The sequence below is a fragment of the Imperialibacter roseus genome (assembly GCF_032999765.1).
GTDB classification, from domain to species: Bacteria; Bacteroidota; Bacteroidia; order Cytophagales; family Cyclobacteriaceae; genus Imperialibacter; species Imperialibacter roseus.
In genome coordinates this window covers 2,823,683-2,840,102 of record NZ_CP136051.1, presented here as the reverse complement: position 1 = coordinate 2,840,102, position 16,420 = coordinate 2,823,683, and the positions used below count along the sequence as shown (strand labels likewise).

16 protein-coding genes are annotated in these 16,420 nt (G+C 46.7%); 6 read left to right on the top strand and 10 right to left on the bottom strand.

What is annotated here, in order from left to right:
* Positions 1 to 30: 30 nt before the first annotated feature.
* The 7 genes from RT717_RS11725 to mnmH form a co-directional block, all read right to left on the bottom strand.
* On the bottom strand, positions 31 to 2,409 hold the full coding sequence (locus RT717_RS11725; RefSeq protein WP_317491927.1) for a hypothetical protein: 2,379 nt from the start codon (positions 2,407 to 2,409) through the stop codon (positions 31 to 33).
* Positions 2,410 to 2,411: 2 nt separating this feature from the next.
* Positions 2,412 to 3,473 carry a DUF4249 domain-containing protein gene (locus RT717_RS11720; protein ID WP_317491926.1) on the bottom strand — a complete coding sequence of 354 codons (1,062 nt, stop codon included), beginning with the start codon at positions 3,471 to 3,473 and terminating at the stop codon, positions 2,412 to 2,414.
* Positions 3,474 to 4,616 carry a DUF4249 domain-containing protein gene (locus RT717_RS11715; protein WP_317491925.1) on the bottom strand — a complete coding sequence of 381 codons (1,143 nt, stop codon included), beginning with the start codon at positions 4,614 to 4,616 and terminating at the stop codon, positions 3,474 to 3,476.
* A complete protein-coding gene (locus RT717_RS11710) occupies positions 4,525 to 5,619 on the bottom strand; it encodes a DUF4249 domain-containing protein (RefSeq protein WP_317491924.1) in 1,095 nt (364 codons plus the stop codon). The genes RT717_RS11715 and RT717_RS11710 overlap by 92 nt, the downstream gene beginning before the upstream one ends.
* 5 nt (positions 5,620 to 5,624) lie before the next feature.
* Positions 5,625 to 8,303, bottom strand: a complete 2,679-nt coding sequence (locus tag RT717_RS11705; protein ID WP_317491923.1) for a TonB-dependent receptor — start codon at positions 8,301 to 8,303, stop codon at positions 5,625 to 5,627.
* A 74-nt stretch (positions 8,304 to 8,377) separates the two neighbouring features.
* Positions 8,378 to 9,412, bottom strand: a complete 1,035-nt coding sequence (gene selD, locus RT717_RS11700) for a selenide, water dikinase SelD (protein ID WP_317491922.1) — start codon at positions 9,410 to 9,412, stop codon at positions 8,378 to 8,380.
* Complete coding sequence (gene mnmH, locus RT717_RS11695; RefSeq protein ID WP_317491921.1) at positions 9,405 to 10,436, bottom strand: tRNA 2-selenouridine(34) synthase MnmH; 1,032 nt, start codon at positions 10,434 to 10,436, stop codon at positions 9,405 to 9,407. The genes selD and mnmH overlap by 8 nt, the downstream gene beginning before the upstream one ends.
* Before the next feature lie 207 nt (positions 10,437 to 10,643).
* On the opposite strand from mnmH, the gene RT717_RS11690 reads away from it, so the two are divergent.
* The 3 genes from RT717_RS11690 to RT717_RS11680 all read left to right on the top strand — a co-directional run bounded on the left by RT717_RS11690 (position 10,644) and on the right by RT717_RS11680 (position 12,075).
* Positions 10,644 to 10,871 carry a hypothetical protein gene (locus RT717_RS11690; protein WP_317491920.1) on the top strand — a complete coding sequence of 76 codons (228 nt, stop codon included), beginning with the start codon at positions 10,644 to 10,646 and terminating at the stop codon, positions 10,869 to 10,871.
* A 119-nt stretch (positions 10,872 to 10,990) separates the two neighbouring features.
* Positions 10,991 to 11,530, top strand: a complete 540-nt coding sequence (gene msrA / locus RT717_RS11685; RefSeq protein WP_317491919.1) for a peptide-methionine (S)-S-oxide reductase MsrA — start codon at positions 10,991 to 10,993, stop codon at positions 11,528 to 11,530.
* A gap of 128 nt (positions 11,531 to 11,658) precedes the next feature.
* On the top strand, positions 11,659 to 12,075 hold the full coding sequence (locus tag RT717_RS11680; RefSeq protein ID WP_317491918.1) for a hypothetical protein: 417 nt from the start codon (positions 11,659 to 11,661) through the stop codon (positions 12,073 to 12,075).
* 23 nt (positions 12,076 to 12,098) lie between these two features.
* Here RT717_RS11680 and RT717_RS11675 read toward each other — a convergent pair whose 3' ends face one another.
* Both RT717_RS11675 and RT717_RS11670 read right to left on the bottom strand, forming a co-directional pair.
* The gene (locus tag RT717_RS11675; RefSeq protein WP_317491917.1) at positions 12,099 to 12,470 is read right to left on the bottom strand and encodes a PKD domain-containing protein; all 372 of its coding nucleotides are present in this window, start codon (positions 12,468 to 12,470) and stop codon (positions 12,099 to 12,101) included.
* Between the two features lie 109 nt (positions 12,471 to 12,579).
* The gene (locus RT717_RS11670) at positions 12,580 to 12,693 is read right to left on the bottom strand and encodes a di-heme oxidoredictase family protein (protein WP_317491916.1); all 114 of its coding nucleotides are present in this window, start codon (positions 12,691 to 12,693) and stop codon (positions 12,580 to 12,582) included.
* A 125-nt stretch (positions 12,694 to 12,818) separates the two neighbouring features.
* Here RT717_RS11670 and RT717_RS11665 point away from each other — a divergent pair, with 125 nt between their 5' ends.
* Genes RT717_RS11665 through RT717_RS11655 form a run of 3 tightly spaced genes read left to right on the top strand, consistent with a single transcriptional unit; the run spans position 12,819 to position 15,786 of the window.
* On the top strand, positions 12,819 to 13,979 hold the full coding sequence (locus RT717_RS11665) for an acyltransferase family protein (protein WP_317491915.1): 1,161 nt from the start codon (positions 12,819 to 12,821) through the stop codon (positions 13,977 to 13,979).
* Positions 13,980 to 14,012: 33 nt separating this feature from the next.
* Positions 14,013 to 15,086, top strand: coding sequence for a sensor histidine kinase (locus tag RT717_RS11660; RefSeq protein WP_317491914.1), 1,074 nt, complete (start codon positions 14,013 to 14,015; stop codon positions 15,084 to 15,086).
* On the top strand, positions 15,076 to 15,786 hold the full coding sequence (locus tag RT717_RS11655) for a LytR/AlgR family response regulator transcription factor (RefSeq protein WP_317491913.1): 711 nt from the start codon (positions 15,076 to 15,078) through the stop codon (positions 15,784 to 15,786). The genes RT717_RS11660 and RT717_RS11655 overlap by 11 nt, the downstream gene beginning before the upstream one ends.
* A 6-nt stretch (positions 15,787 to 15,792) precedes the next feature.
* Here RT717_RS11655 and RT717_RS11650 read toward each other — a convergent pair whose 3' ends face one another.
* On the bottom strand, positions 15,793 to 16,251 hold the full coding sequence (locus tag RT717_RS11650) for a hypothetical protein (RefSeq protein ID WP_317491912.1): 459 nt from the start codon (positions 16,249 to 16,251) through the stop codon (positions 15,793 to 15,795).
* Positions 16,252 to 16,420: the final 169 nt, after the last annotated feature.

Sequence of the window (16,420 nt, the reverse complement as noted above, 5' to 3'; positions counted from 1 at the left end):
GGCGTAGCCAGCAGCTATCCAACTTTGGCACTATTCAATTTGCAACGGCCATTTTTCCACCATGCCTTTTCCGTTGGGTGTCACAACTTCCAACATTAGCCAATAGTCGCCAGGCACACTGGTTAGCCGAATAGGCAACTGCACCACTCCCTTGTCGTCGGGGTTTATATTGGTGACCCAAAAACCCACGGGCGAAAGGTAAGGACTGTTGGCTTCTCCTGTTGGGCCAATGGCGATGGGGTTCGAAGCATTAACGCCCGTGTACTTGAATTTGTGAAGCCCTTTGATTTCTTTTTGGTTCAGGTAGTCGACATTGGTCACTATGTGAACAAGCCCCAGGTACACTTCGTGACCAAGAGTGAAGAGACCGTGATACAATTCATACTTGGTGACAAGGGCAGGATTAATACTTAATACTTCAGCTTGATTGAAAATGGGTACTCCGTCAACAATGACCAGCGCAGGAACGTCCATTAATCCGGTAACAACTGCATTTGAAGGTAGCTGAATAGTGTTGTGCACCATGCGTATCAGCGGCTTCCCTTTCTTGAACCGTAAATAGGCACTGGGCAAAATCTCTTTGAAAACATCCTTCATTTCGTTGAAGGGCACATATACGAGAGGGTCGATTACTTCCGTTGGTTCGAGGAAGAATCCGGCAATTTTGCTGATGAAATTGTTCTCCTGGAAAACTTTTACGACATCGGATGTGCCAGTGTACACGCTGTCGATAATGCTTCTCTCCAGCGCTTCGTTTAGCAAAGCCGTTTTGTTACGTGAAGCGATCTTGGGGGGACTTGCAACTGACCTTTTAAACTGGGGAAACACGGGCTGGTCAATCACAATATCCACATCATGATCATAGTATCTCTGGAGAGCCAGAAAGAGCTCGTTTTCACCCTCGAACGTAAGGTTTTCAAACTTGAAGAACCCGTCTTTCGTCGTTTTGGCAAACCGGAATAGCGAAAAGTCGCTGGTGTTAGCCAGGGCCAGTGGACAGTATTGTAAAGGCTCTCCGGTTTCTTTAAAAGTTATTCTGCCCGTTATTCTAAAACCTTTCTGGAATGGGTCAGGCGCCAGCTGTATCGAGTCTGACACCAGAACCGGAGGTTTGATGGTGACCTTGCTGCGGTTGGTCTGAACCCAGGCCTCTTTTTGACTGGCAGCCAAGTCATCAAACGCCAGCGGAACATCGTCCGAAAATATCCCGGCTCTTTTTAGCTGATAGCTGGCATAGGTTTGTCCGGCAGTTTTCAGGTTGTTGCCGTTTAGCGTAGGAAGCCTTTCATCCACCAGTTTGACTGAAAGATAGGCCTCCGAAAAATCGATACTATCCACATTGACCACAAACAGCAGGTTAGGGGTGCTTCCTGATGGCAGCTTACTCCGCTGGTTGATCCATTTTAGTTGCTGCTCAATTGGATCCTCAACAAAGACAAACCTTTCGAGTAACAATTTCTTTGCCTCGTCCCGAACAATGATTGAATAAGCTGCAGTTCTCTCTGAAGCACTGGCAGGCACAAGCATTGTCATTATGGGCTGGTTAATACTCACTATTCTTTTGAAAGCGAGCAGGTCGCCCTGCCTGATTTCCAATTCTACTTTCTTGGATAGGTCGAAGGTGCTGTAGATTTTTAGCTCAAGATTTTTAGCACTGTCGGTTGCCACCTCAAGGGTGATACCAGGGGTTTCTTCTGGTTGTATAGTTGTGGAAGCAACCACGGTTGCATTGTCCCACAATTGCAAGGTAATGGGCTTGTTAGTAGTTGGATGGACTATGAAATCCCCCATCAATTCGCCAACTGTAGAGACGGTGTCTTTGGAGCCGTTGTCCCTTTCAACAGTAAGCTTATACGCTATCCCTGGCTCTGGATTCGTCACTCTGAAAAAGACCTGGTTGGGGAGATGAGAGTATATTCTTCCGTTGTCAGGAGAAATAACCAAACCGGGCTCCTCTTTTGTAGCCAATTGGGCTATTGAGTTTTCTTCAATGGCCGACGAGGGTATTTGATAAGTGCTGATGGGGATAGAGGCTTCCACCCATTCGGTATTGTTAAGAAGGGCAGGAGTAAACACATGGAGGTAGTGTATCGCTTGTTCATCGAATAGGAGAGGCAGCCGAAATTCTCCGCTGGCAACGCCATTTACCCACAAGAACCTGGCCGATCCTATCGTTTCTCCCCTGGCGTTCAATAGTTCCGAATAGATGACGTCATTTCTTTTCACCACCTTGAACGTTTTGTTGCTCAATGCAACAGCCTGAAAAATCAGTCTTTCTTCTTCGAAATAGAAAGGCTTGTCCGTTGTCAGGTGAATGAATTCGGGAACAAGCTTTTCCGGTGAATCGTCTTGTGCACTGGCTTTGGCCAGACCAAGAACGCATAACGGAAGTAGCAGTAGGTATTTCATAGTTATTCAAAGTAATAGGGCCTTGGACTCGCTCCCTCTTCGGCATAGCAGCTAAAGCAAAAGGATTCTATATTGTTGATCCTCGCTCCTGCATAGCAAATGTCGAGGTAGGTAAGGAACTCGTTTTTGATGTTGCTCTTATAAATAGTAATTGGAATCTCTGATAGCCGTCCTACCTCAAACAAGCCGTAAACATTTATGTCTTCCTTCTCTTCCACGTACAGGTTGCCCTTGATAATTGCCGGTGGTGGATCGAAGATGCTGCCGTTCAGGTTTCTTTGCTGATCAATAGACTGATAGAAATGAAAAGCATTCCTTGTAATGGCAATCTGACGAACCAGCATGGTAAGCCGGAAGCTGAATCTCTTATCAAGAGGTAGAAACGTAATGAGGTGATCTTTAATCGATTTACCTTCCGATTCCGTGGCACTGGTAATGTTCAGGAACTCGTCTGAACCTGAGATAATATAGCAGTTGAGGCAATCACACCTTGGGTCTCTAAAGGGTGCCTCATTGATATGGGCGGTTTCGAAGTCGTATCTCAGAAAGGTGTTTGGAGTCTGAAAAGTACCCGTATTGACTTTGAAGTTAATTCCATTTCTTTTTATCGTCACACCATTGTCGTTCACAAACTCGAAGGTGTGCGATTCCCAGTAGCCTCCTTCAAGTGCTATAGCATCTGGTACCTCTTCCCAGTCTGACACAATTTTTGTCTCTTCATCAGTATCGATCACCAAACGATACTTGTCTCCTTTGGCAAGCGGTACAAACACCAATGGGGTGTATAACCCTTCGCCTCTCGGTTCAAGTGCTATTTCCATATCGTCGTTGTCTGATTGGAGAACGATCCTTGCATCGTCGAATGGTTCCGACTTTCCGTCGAGGTTGATTTTTGAAAGCACCACCTTCTGAAACCTTGCGTCGTCCAACAGGAGGGCCTCTACCACAAAGTTTTGCGTTGACCTTGGTATATCGAGCTCAAATTTCTCCACACACGAGGGAATAGCAAGCAGCAGCAGTGCCAGTATTCTTACGGTATATCGATATGAGGTTAGTCGTTTCATCTAGAACCAGTGGGGGCGTTCATTTGTAGCACCTTCTTTCACACGGCAGTCGGCGCACTGCGGATTAGTGTATAAGTTATAGGGGGTGCATATTTCATCAAATGTGCGCACTGCAAAAGGCGCACTATTGCCATTGGTACTTACCGAAGCTTCATCAACGCTGTTAACTTCAAAGAAGCCATAGATGACTCTTTCAGGGTTCCTTACATCTTTTAGGTTAGTTTTCGCTATAGCCGGAGGTGGATCGAATATGGTGCCTTTCAGGTTTTTTTGTTGTTCAATGGTAGCGTAATACTCGTATGTGTCTTCGTTAATGGAGTGTTGAAATATCCGGAGGGTTTTTTTGATGGAATACTCGTAGGAGGAGTTGATGAATGCAATCTGAAAGTTTAAAAGTCTCTTTCTGCTGCCATTCTCCACAAATGCGGTTTTTATGAAGTCCTTTGCATTGCTGACAATGTAACAGCCAGTGCAATCCCAACAAAGGGAGCTCCGCAGTGGCGACTCCATGATGTAGGCCGACTGGTAGGAATAGCGGACAAAGGTGCTCGCAGCATTGGTGTACTCAGAGGTGACATAGTAGGAAAAGCCGTAATAGGGTGTTAAGTATCCATTGTCATTAACAGATTGCTCAATGGTAGGCGACACATGTGCCGTCTCTATTTTGAGCGGCGGCGGAACACTTTGCCAGTTTGATACTATTTGCACGGAATCTCCCAGGTCAACGAGCAGCCGGTACTTCTCTCCATTAGTGATTTCTATGGGAGTGGTAGGGTAATAGGTGCCTGCTGCGACTTCTGAAAAAGAAAATTTTATGCCGTTCGAATTTTCAACCTTTACTATCGCTCCTTCTAATTCAATAAAACCAAGAGGGTCGTTTGGTGTCTGAAGAAGCTTTACCGATTGTAACTCGGAGTGGTTAGAGAGAATTGCTTCCACAATTATCTGGTTGGAAACACGCTCAACGTCAAGAGAAAACGGTTCAATACACCCGGCAAGTAGCAAGAGCGTGAATAAAGGGCCATATGATAGTTTTCTGTTAATCATAAGATCAAAAGTAGTCGGGCCTGACTTTGGTGGCGCCTTCCCTTGCCCGGCAGTCGAAACAGTCAGCCCCAGGGTTTGGAACCAAACAATTTTCATAAAACGAGGGTATCAGAAAGTCTATGTCGGATTTCGTTATTCTGGCCGAAGCCTCGCTGTATTTTCCCACCTCAAAGAAGCCGTAAACTGTTTCTGTGGGCCTGAGGTTGTTGCTGACATTTCCCCTTAGCACTGCCGGTGGCGGATCAAAAATGCTGCCCCGTGCTTCATTGAGTTGATTGATGGATTTGTAGTACTCGTAGGCTGCTTTTGTAATGGTAAGTTGCTTAACCAACACGGCGAACCTGATCCCAAACCGTTCGTCGAACTCAACAAACTCAATTGACTTGCCGGAAAGAACTTTCCCCTTGCTGTTCAACACTTCTGCCAGTTCGATAAAGTTTCCCACTTCCTCCTGTATGTAGCAGTATTGACACTCGCTGCAAAGGTCTGATGCCATGGGTGCATCATAGGCGTAGGTGTCTTCGTAAGTCCAGCGCAAGTAAGTGTTTTCTGAAGCAACTGGCTTTGTTGCCACAAAAATTTCGATTCCTTTCGAAGTTGTCTCAATCCCTCTGTTGTTAACGACGGACCGGTATTTCGCCTCCATGAAAGCGGTATCAATTTCCGATGGCTCAGGAACCTTTTCCCAGGTTGAAACGGCTCTAATCGAATCTCCGATAGCAATCTCCAGTTGGAATTCGTCCCCGGCCGCCACCTCAATTCTGCCAGAAAGGGGGACGTATGATCCGTCGTAGGTGACGACCAGCGGCCAGGAATCCCCCGCTTTATTTGAAATGCTGACTGTAGCATTGTAGATGATCTCACGAGGCCCGTCCTGATGTTGGAAATACAACCTGGTTCGCTGATAGTCAGGATGATCCAGCAACATACTTTCTACAATAAGGATATTGTCTTGTTTGGGAAAATCAACTTCATAAGGTTCAATGCAGCTAACACATGCCAATAGCAGCACGAATGCGCAGGACAGCTTCGATGCCATTCTTTTGCGAACTCCTTCCGGCGCTGTTTTCAATCGGTGCATTAGGTCTGTGAACCGCATCTGCTCTACAAAAATTTAAGATTGAAGGTGACTGAAGGGAACGGAATCCCAAGCACGGCAAGTTTGTAGGGAGTTACAGGCGGGTCAGAGTTTCGTTGGCTAAAAAAGACCGAATAGGCGTTTTTGCGACCGTAAACATTGTATAGCGAAAACGTCCACGAGGTTTCCACCTTGGCTTTTCGCTTGTTGGTGCCGTCAACTGAAAATGCGATATCGAGCCGGTGATAGTCTGGCACCCTGAACTGGTTTCTCTCTGAAAATTGAGCCACCACAATCCCGTTGAATACATATTTGTCAATTGGGTAGGAGGTAGGTCGCCCGGTACTGTAGGTGAAATTCCCTGAAAACCTCCAGAGCCTAGAGAGTTTATAAGTTGAAACAATATTGAGGGTGTGGGGCTTGTCGAAGTCCGCAGCATATTCTTTGCCCCTGTTGATCTTTTGTTCTTCCAGCTCTCCGTTTATTGTTCTCAGGCTTCGGGAGTAGGTATAACTTACCCATCCTGTAAGCAACCCAGCATCTTTTTGAACGAGAAATTCAGCACCATAGGACCTGCCAAAACCCTGAAGCAATTCTGTTTCAATATTGTCTTTTAGGAAGAGGTCAGCATTATTCTTGTACTCGGTCACATTTTGCACTTCCTTATAAAACAGCTCAACCGATGTTTGCAGCTTATTTTTTGTGAAGTTCCTGAAATAGCCGATGCCGTACTGGTCTCCGATAACAGGCTTGAAATGAGTGCTGCTGGTGGTCCAGATATCGAAAGGGGTGACGGCGGCGGTGTTTGAAACAATATTAATGTACTGCCTCATCCGGTTGTACCCAATCTTAATCGACTGCTCTTCGGCTATTTTGATGCTTGCAGAACCTCGTGGCTCAAAACCTGAGTAAGTATTAATTACATCACCTTTGGCATAGCTGGTAGAGTCTATGATGGCGTCGTCATCCCTGGCCAGCGCCGGATCATAGGAATAAATTTTCAATGGCCCTTTTTGATCGAAGGTTGTATACCGGCTGCCTGCCGACAAGGTAAGCCATGAAGCAGGCTTCCACTCGACAGATCCGTATACGGCCTTTTCTATTCCGTTCATGTCCTGAAGACTGCGGGCTGCCTCCAGTGAAGAGATGGTAGTTGGCTCCAATTCACCTCGTTCAATATTGTACTTACCGGCCAACACCCCCACTTCTGCCTGAAAGCCGTTTCCGGGGTCGTAAGTGAGGTCTGCTTTTACATCCTTGTAATGAATACCGCTTTGCATGATGTATTCACGCAATGTTTCGGTGTTCTCCACTTCAAAATCGTAATCGCTGGAGGCACCATTTACTTTGAGATAAATGTTTTGCGGAAAGGAGTGTGTCCATGAAACTGAGTAGATGTTGTTCTGATAGCTGTAAATAGCGTCCTGAGCAAATGAGAATCTATCGCCGCTCATATAGCCGGAGAGCCTCAACTTGTCTTTGTCGGTAACAAATGCGTCGATGGTGCCCTGAAAATCAATATACCTCGCTCCGCTTTCCCGAAGTTCAATACTTCTTGTTCGCTTCAAAATCCAGTCGGCGCTGGCCACCCGAACACCGAGGGCAAGCGACGCCTTGTTTTTTATCAGTGGCCCTTCTGCAAAGGCCTTGCTGGTGATAGGCCCTAGTCCCACATTACCATTCCACCGTTTCTTGTCACCTTCTTTGAGCCGAATGTCCAGCACGGAGCTTATCCGCCCACCGTATTTGGCTGGAACTCCGCCCCGGTAGAGCGTAAGGTTATCCACCATTTCTGAATTGATGAGAGAGAAGAAACCCAGCATGTGCGACGGATAAAATACAGGGGCACCGTCCATGAGGATAAGGTTTTGGTCAAAATTTCCTCCTCTCACATTAAAACCGGAAGAACCCTCACCCACGGAACTTACCCCGGGAAGAAATGTCAGGCTTTTTATCACATCGGCCTCCCCGAGGAATGAAGGTAATCGCCTGATAGAGGCCACATCTATCGAATTGATACCCATTTTGGCATCTGTCACGTTGTTTTCAAACGCTCTCTCCCGGATCGTAATCTCCTCAAGCTCGTAAGTGGTGTCAAATAGTTCGGTGCTTAGCTGCCCATCGCCGACAATTGCCACCGGTTTTCTTTCTTCAATGTAGCCAACAGTTGTAATGAGCAGGTCGTACAGGCCAACAGGCACCTGGAAGGAGTACTCGCCTTTTTCGTTGGTGCTCGTAGATCGGTTGGTGCCTACAAGCATCACATTCGCCCCGATCAATGGGTCACCACTGTTTGCGTCGATGATACGGCCCCGAATAGTGGCATTCCTTTGAGTTCCGAACGATTTTAGGTCGCCTATGATGGTGACTCCCTCAGGAATTTTTAGTTGAGACCCATAGTCTTCCGAGCTGGAAGCAAATTTTCTGGCAGTTGAATCGGGCAGTAACACAACCAGCTTTTTTCGGTAGGTGATATATGAAAGGCTGAGAGGTGCGAGAAAGGCCTGCAACGCTTGATCCCTTGGAAGAGAAGTGTCGGGGATGGTCACCTTGGAAGCGTCAACCCATTCATTCCGATAGTATATGTCGATGCCAAATGCCTTTTCCAGCTGCTCTATCTTTGTTTTCCAATCAGGAGTACCTTGCGCATTTCCGTCAAATACAAACAATAGTAGCAGAACGAAGCAGTAGTAGTTTTTTTTCATAGGCATTGTTTGGTATCATAAGCTACAACAGGCTTTCCATTCGAAACCACTATTGCATTTTGCTTGTCATTCGATTATTTCAACCGAATTACATATTCTTCTTCAGGCGAGAGGTAGCCAAATGGCTGTAACTGCATTCCTTCAATTTTCAGAAAATCCTCGAAAGCTGAAACCTCATTTTCATCAACGGCAATCAGCAAGCCACCGCTTGTTTGCGGGTCTGCCAGAATAGATCGCTGATAGTCGGAAATTTCACCTATTTTGTGACCATAGCTATCCCAGTTTCTTACCGTGCCTCCGGGAATACTTTTCTGATTCAGATAATCGTCGAGGAAATCAAACTTTGGCACCTTGTCGAACTCGATGGTGGCAGATACGCCGCTACTTTCGCACACCTCAGCCAAATGCCCCAGCAAGCCAAAACCGGTTACGTCTGTCACGGCCGATACATAGGGTAGGTTCCCCAGCTTTGCACCAAGTTTATTGAGGGTGAGCATGCTCTTTTTTGCAGTTGCCAGGTGTTCGTCGGTGACGATGCCTCTTTTTTGCGCAGTGGTGATGATACCAATGCCCAGGGGCTTGGTCAGGTACAGGTACGACCCTGCCGTTGCCGTTGAGTTTTTCTTAATATTCGTTACTGGTATGGTACCAGTTACTGCTAGTCCAAAAATAGGTTCGGGTGCATCGATGCTGTGCCCACCCGCCAGGGGAATGCCTGCTTCTTCACAAGCTTTTCTGCTACCGTTCAATACCTGATTGGCCACCTCTGGTAGTAATTTATCGATGGGCCAACCGAGAATGGCTATAGCCATGATGGGCGTACCTCCCATAGCGTAGACGTCGCTAATGGCATTTACAGAAGCGATGCCACCAAAGTCGAATGGATCATCCACGATCGGCATAAAGAAGTCGGTAGTGCTGATAATGGCAGTACCATTTCCTAAATCGTACACCGCAGCATCGTCGTTGGTATGATTGCCCACCAGCAGGGAGGGAAAGAATGTTTTGTCAGTTGACTTGCTCAGGATGGTTTCCAGCACTTTGGGCGATATTTTGCAACCACACCCTGCGCCGTGACTGTATTGGGTAAGCTTTATTGGTTCAGACATATTGAGTTTTCGTTTTTTCTATAACTAGTTCAGCCCATTTGGCAAAGTCTTCGTGATCGGCTTCAATCTCCAGCAACAAGTCTTTTTTGTGCCGAATCAGGGCATTTTTGTAGGCCCTGTCGTAATACACTAACAGCAGATCAGCTACGCCTTCGAAATCTCCGGATCTAAGTAGTCCCAGAGCACTTTTGGCGTGCTGTCCTCCCAGTTTCCTTTCAAGCATGTTAATTTTTTCGTCCAGGACTTTCTCCGGGAAGCTGGCATATTCCGACACCAGGCGTTTGATCCTGATATTTCTATCCATATTGAAATGAACACGGGGGCTTTTGCCCATTTGCCGCCAGAAGGCTTCAGGGATCATCACTTTGCCAATGCCTATCGACTCATCTTCAAGCCAGACGGGTTGAGAAAAATCAAAGTCCTTGATGGCCCAGAAAAGCTCGTTTTGGAAATGCTCTGAGGAAGGCTGCACCTCTTGTCCCAATTCCCCGAAAACAGATCCCTTGTGATGGGCAAGGCCTTCCAAATCTACCACCTGCTGACCATTGGCTGCCAGGGCCTTGATTAAATCCGTTTTGCCGGAGCCTGTGGGGCCAGTGATGACCATAAGCTCCATCTTTTCAGCGAATTTGTCCAACACATGATTTCTGAACCGTTTGTAACCGCCTTTGAGTGTAACCACTGGCAATCCATACGTCTGCAGCAGCCACGCAACACTGCCCGACCTCATGCCGCCCCGCCAGCAGTGCACTAAAATATGGTCTTTGAAGGTGAGCTGCTCGGCAAATTCAACCATCGGCCGCATTTTTGGGCCCACTATTTCCAGCCCACGTTTCACCGCCAGGTCCTTGCCTTGCTGCTTGTAGAGCGTGCCAATTTCAGCTCTTTCGTCATCCTCAAAGAGGGGCAGGTTCACGGCTCCAGGGATTCTTCCGTAAGTGTACTCCGACGGCGACCTCACGTCTACCACCGGATTTTGCCTGCTAAGCTCCAGAAACTCTTCAATATCAACGCTTTTGACCATTTTTCCTCGGGCTCTCCTGTCGGCTGTTCCTATTCAATCCAAAAATTAGCGATTATTAAACTACTTTCATGAAACTTATCCGTTAAATAACAGTAGGTAAACAAAGGGGCATTCCATACGACGGTGTTTGTCGGTTCAGAAGGCTGTCTATGCAACTTTTTTTTGGCTATATTGTCTATTGATTATTGATAACATAAATAATAAGTAATGAGTATTACTAATCTTCTCTGGTTCCTTGTTCCCGTTCTTGTGTTGCAAATTGTGATGTTCTTTGTGATTCGGCAGAAGAAAAAGAAGATGAAGAAAAATGATGTCCTCGCCAAATATGGCATATCAAATCGCAGCGACCTGTTCCGCATGCTGCAAAATCCCCACTTAACGGATGAGGACAGAAACAAGCTGCAAAACATTTACGAAAGCAGGGTATTGGGCTAATGTAGGCTGCCTAACCAATCTCCGGGAATAGCTGGCTCTATGGAAACTATTGGGCTTGGTTTGTGTTATTTGGTAGCGCATTAGTGCAAGTAGCAAACCATATCAAAAAGGAGATAACATTGGAAAAGGCAACGTTCGGTTCTGGGTGCTTTTGGTGCACCGAAGCAATCTTTCAAAATATCAAAGGAGTTATAAAAGTGGAGTCGGGCTACTCTGGCGGCAAGGAGAAGAATCCAAGCTACAGAGAGGTGTGTGGTGGAAGAACAGGCCATGCCGAGGTGGTGCAAATCACCTTTGACCCGAAACTAGTTTCATTCGACGAGCTATTGGAAATCTTTTGGAATACGCATGATCCCACCACTCTCAACCGGCAGGGTAACGACGTAGGGCCACAATACAGGTCAGTTGTGTATTACCACAATCAGGAGCAGATGGAGCTCGCCGTCAGGTACAAAGAGCAACTAGACAAGAGCGGTGTTTTTGCCTCGCCAATAGTTACGGAAATAAGCCCGTGCAGTGAATTCTACGTGGCGGAGGACTATCATCAGCACTATTTTGAGCTCAACGGGTCTCAACCGTATTGTTCATTTGTTATCCGCCCCAAGGTGGAGAAACTCAAAAAGAAATTTGGGGATAAACTTAAGTTGAGTCAGGCCTGAGCCATCGGCACGATCACTTGATTTTAGGGCTTAAAATTCATTAAACAAGTTGATTTTATTGCATGAGGTAATACCTTGCGGCTTCGTAGCTTTTGCTTAGGTGTTGGCGTGTGAAAAAGAGACTATCTATGAATTTTAAGCCCTTTCTTTTAATTGCAATGGTGTTTGGTATTTCTTGTAGCCCTGGGAAGGCGAGGGAGGATTATCAGAAAGCTTTTGAGGCCCATGAGGAATTGCTGGCCACCGAAGCCGAAACAAGGTCTATTTTTGATTCGATGGAGCAAATTCTGGCCAGAGACACGACGCTGGTTGTTTTTTCGGAGGAATTGAAAGCACTGAGTGCAAAGCTGGAAGCCTGGGAGGAGAAGGTGGTGGCCGTTGGAGAAGAAACAGACCACAGAGACCATCATCACCCACACAGCCACCAAACTTCTCAGTCCCTCACCGACACACAGCTATCGCAATTGCAGGAAACGCTGAAAACTGAACTGGATGAAATTACCAGCGAAGTGTCGGCACTGGTTGAGAAGATGATGGATCGATAAGCAGGAGGCCCAAATGCTGAGGACTAATTAGGTAAATTGCTGACCTCTATCCAGTCGGAACCCCAGTAAACCGTACTGTCGGTGCCAAGCCCTCTCAATCGCACATTGAACCGACCATTTCTGGGGTACTTAAGTGTGGGCGCTGGCGTGTTAGTAGTAGCCTCAATGCCGTTGTCGTTGTTGTAGCCAAGGTACCACGTAAACTCAAGCATGCCACTTGAGTAGTTGTTGAAGCGCACACTGCCCGGGCTGATGGTGCTGACCCTCAGCCGGAATGCCAGATTCGGCAAGCCGTCCGCAAAGGTCTGAGGTTGCCAGTCGGGTGCCGGAGCCTCAAGCGGATCGAGGCAGGAGGAGAGGAGCAGCAGGCATATGACTATGGTAATTCGGCCCATCGCAGCGAGGATTTTGCTACTCAATATACACACTCCTCAGATGAAAGGGAATAGAGCACTCCCGATTATCGACCCTTTTGTCGGTCAGATAGCCAATGGAAAGGCACTTTTATAAAGAATTAAGAAAGCTGATCAGGTTGTTCCTGTCTTGTTTGGAGACCGCTTTCACATAGTTTTTCGACGCTTTGGCCTCATCATCCTGCCACATAATGGTGGCAGACATTGCAGTTGGCTACTATGAAAAATACAAGGAAGAGGGTAAAATGCGTTTTGGTCACCTGGCAAAGTCGTTTCGTCAAATTATTTCGGAGTTGATAGGCCCAACTTTTTTTTTTACAGAAAAAACTCATGGAACGACGACACGACATTGACTGGCTGAGAATCATTGCCATACTGCTGGTGCTTTATTTCCACGCAGCCATGCTTTTTGCTGCTGAATCGGGCTGGCATATCAAGAATGCAGAGCAAAGTAACCTCTGGCTGGAGTTCAATTTCTGGCTTTCGAGGTTTCGCATGCCACTGCTGTTTTTTGTTTCCGGCTATGGCACATTCTTGGCTTTAAGGAAAAGAAGTCCGTGGCAGTATGTGAAGGAGAGAAACAACCGATTGATGGTTCCGCTGCTGTTTGCCATGTTTGTGGTAGTGCCGCCTCAAATATATTTCGAGAGGCAGTTCAACGGCGCCAACTACTCCTCAATTTTTTCATTCTACCCCAAGGTTTTAGAGTTCATTCCTTACCCGGCAGGCAATTTTTCGTGGCATCACATGTGGTTTGTGCTGTACTTGTTTGTCTACTCGGTGGTGTGCTTGCCTCTATTTCTTTACATCCGGTCAGAGAAGGGTAAAGCACTGGCCACCAGCCTGGTTGCTGCCATGGGCAACTTCAAAATTGCATTGATCATGCTGCCAACCATTCTCATAGGTGGCTTTTGGGCCTTTTGGAATCCCGATACCCACGACTTGGTCAATGATCTGCCATGGCATTTTTACTGGTGTTCTTTCTTTGTGGCTGGCTACCTTGTGGGGGCTGTTCCCAGCCTATGGGACACCGTGGAGCTTCATCGCCGAAAGCTGCTAGGTTTGGCTATCCTGTGCATCACCATCATCAATTTTTTTCGATGGAATAAGATTGAACCCTGGGACATAGAAGGCATTAATCCTGCATGGGAATACCTGGGCACTTGTATCCTCGCAGCGGATGCATGGTTGTGGCTGCTGGCAGCATCTGGCTACGCCAAACGATATTTGAACAAGCATCACCCCATCATTGACTATGCCAACAGGGCTATCTATCCGTTTTACATACTCCACCAAACAGTGATCATCGCCATTGGCTACTATGTGATCCAGGTGCAGGAATCCATTTTGGCCAAATATCTGTTCGTCAGTACATTGTCTTTGATCGGCTCGCTCGTGATTTATGAGTACCTGATCAGACCGTTCCGTATCGCCAGGTTTTTGTTTGGTGTGAAGGAGATCAAAGCCGATAATACACAACCTCAGACCTGACTTGCGGTACTACTTTGTTATATTTCGAGTCTGATGTCAATTGAATCACCACCACGCAAAACGAGTAACTGGCAGCGGATACAGCCGCTGATTTTCGGGGTTTTGGTTTACGTGTCGATCAGGATCATTGATAATCCTGATCATGGCGGGTTTCCGTCAACCAGGCCCGTCAGCATGTACCTGGGCGAGTTTGTAATGGCCATTACTGTTGGTTATCTCTTTGAGTTGTGCTTTGTGCTCCTGGAAAAGCGGTTCAACAAAGACTTTCATCCATCGTCAAAGTCGCTGATCAGAGAAATCATCATTTCTTATCTCGTTTTTGCCCTGGCTGTAAATGCCTCCATAACTCCCTTTGTTGCCCTTACGGACGATGGGCTGTCCCTGCGTGACTTTGTGCAGATCAATATCATCCCTATCCTGTATCTGCTGCTCATCTTTACGATCAGGCGAGGCCGATACTACCTCAGAAGCCTGATGCAGCAGGCGCAGCGCCTGGAGCAGATAGAAAAAGACAGTGTGGAAACGGAGCTTGCCTTACTTAAGAGTCAGTACCATCCGCACTTCCTTTTCAATAGCCTGAACACCATCTACTTTCAAATGGATGAAAGCGTGGGCGATGCGAAGCAAACAGTGGAAAAACTGGCGGAGCTCCTGCGTTACCAGCTTTATGAGGAAAAGGATAAAAAGGCCACCCTGGCAAAGGAACTGGATCACATCAATGCCTTTATCGACCTGCAGAAGGTGAGGCATGGGTCTAACCTGCAGGTAGATCTGAACCTGGATGCTGGCATTGTGAACAAAAAAGTGTATCCATTGCTTTTCATTCCTTTGGTGGAGAATGCTTTTAAATACGTGGGTGGCAAGAAGTTGATCAGCCTGAAGATGTCGGATGCCGGCAACGATGGGATAGAATTTTGCATTACCAACACCACCGAGCCCATAGCATCGCACAGTGCACTGATAGAGGAGCCAGGGAGGGGTGGGCTTGGGCTGGCCAATCTGAAAAGGCGGCTTGAATTGCTTTATCCTGGCAAATATGCACTGACGACAGAGCAACGTGAAGATGTTTTTACCGCAAAGCTTAAACTGACACTGGATGAAGATTAAGTGTATCATAACCGACGATGAGCCTTTCGCTGTAAAAGGCATAAAAAGCTATGTGGAAAAAGTCGACTACCTGGAGCTCAGGGGTACCTGCGAAAATGCCTTGCAGCTTGATGCCATGCTGAAGTTGGAGACGCCAGATTTGCTGTTTCTGGACATAGAGATGCCTCACATCACAGGTCTCGACTACCTGGCGTCACTCAAAAATCCACCTTTGGTGATCATTACTTCCGCCTATGAGAAGTACGCCTTGAAAGGATATGAGCTCAGCGTGATCGACTATTTGCTGAAGCCCATCTCATTGGATCGGTTTCTAAAGGCGGTGCAAAAGGCCTTTGACTACCTGCAAGCCAATACACAAAAAGAAATAAAGGCCGATTACTTCTTTATAAAGACTGGTCAGAAAATTGAACGAATCAGCCTGGCGGAATTGGTGTATGTAGAAAGCATGCAGAACTACGTGAAGGTGCAGACGCTGACAGAGACGCATATTGCACATTTGACTCTGAAAAAGGTGATGGAGCTGTTACCGTCGAATCAGTTTATTCAAACGCACAAATCGTATGTGTTGAATATTGATAAGGTGAAGTCTATCGAAGGAAATGAGATCGCCACTGAAAAGGGAATCGTGCCCATCAGTAAACTTTGGAGAGAGGCTGTGCTGGAGAAGATTTTGCAGCACAAGCTTTGGAGCAGGGAGTAGGGTCGGCTATTGCTGAAGCTTCTTTAGGATTTTACCTCCACGGCTCTTAAAGCCAGCTGAGCCATAAGGTATCTGGTCTTCGATGATGATCCTCAACTCATTCTTCAGCTCAGGCAGCTTTTCGCACAGGTTGGCCAGCACGGTCATGCCAAATACTTTTACAGCCACAGGCTCTTTCTTCGACTGAAGCAGCTCGAAGCAGTACTGAACAGTTTTGTCCCAATGCTCTTCCGGAATGTCGACAAACTGCATGGTGCGGAGGATATTCCTTTTCAATGAATCATGCACCTCTTCATCCAGCAAGTCAATCATTTTGCCCAAATAGGGGAGGATCAGGTGAGGATGGAGGTCGCAGCATTTGCCGAGCAGGTGGGCGGAGTATTGGGTGGCACGGTAGGATCCATCGAAGAAAATATCCATTAGTTGGCCAAACTGTGCTGGGTCATCACCCATTTGGTTTGCCATGCGCTCGATGTTTTGTTTTGAGCGATCTCGCATTAGCTCTTCCTCCATGCTCGCCTTTGAATACGTCATTATTTCATCAAAATCTTGGACTTCCTTAATAAAGTATCCATAAAATTTCTAACAATAAGCCTCAATGATAGGTCTGGCGATAATTTTCATATCTTAAAGA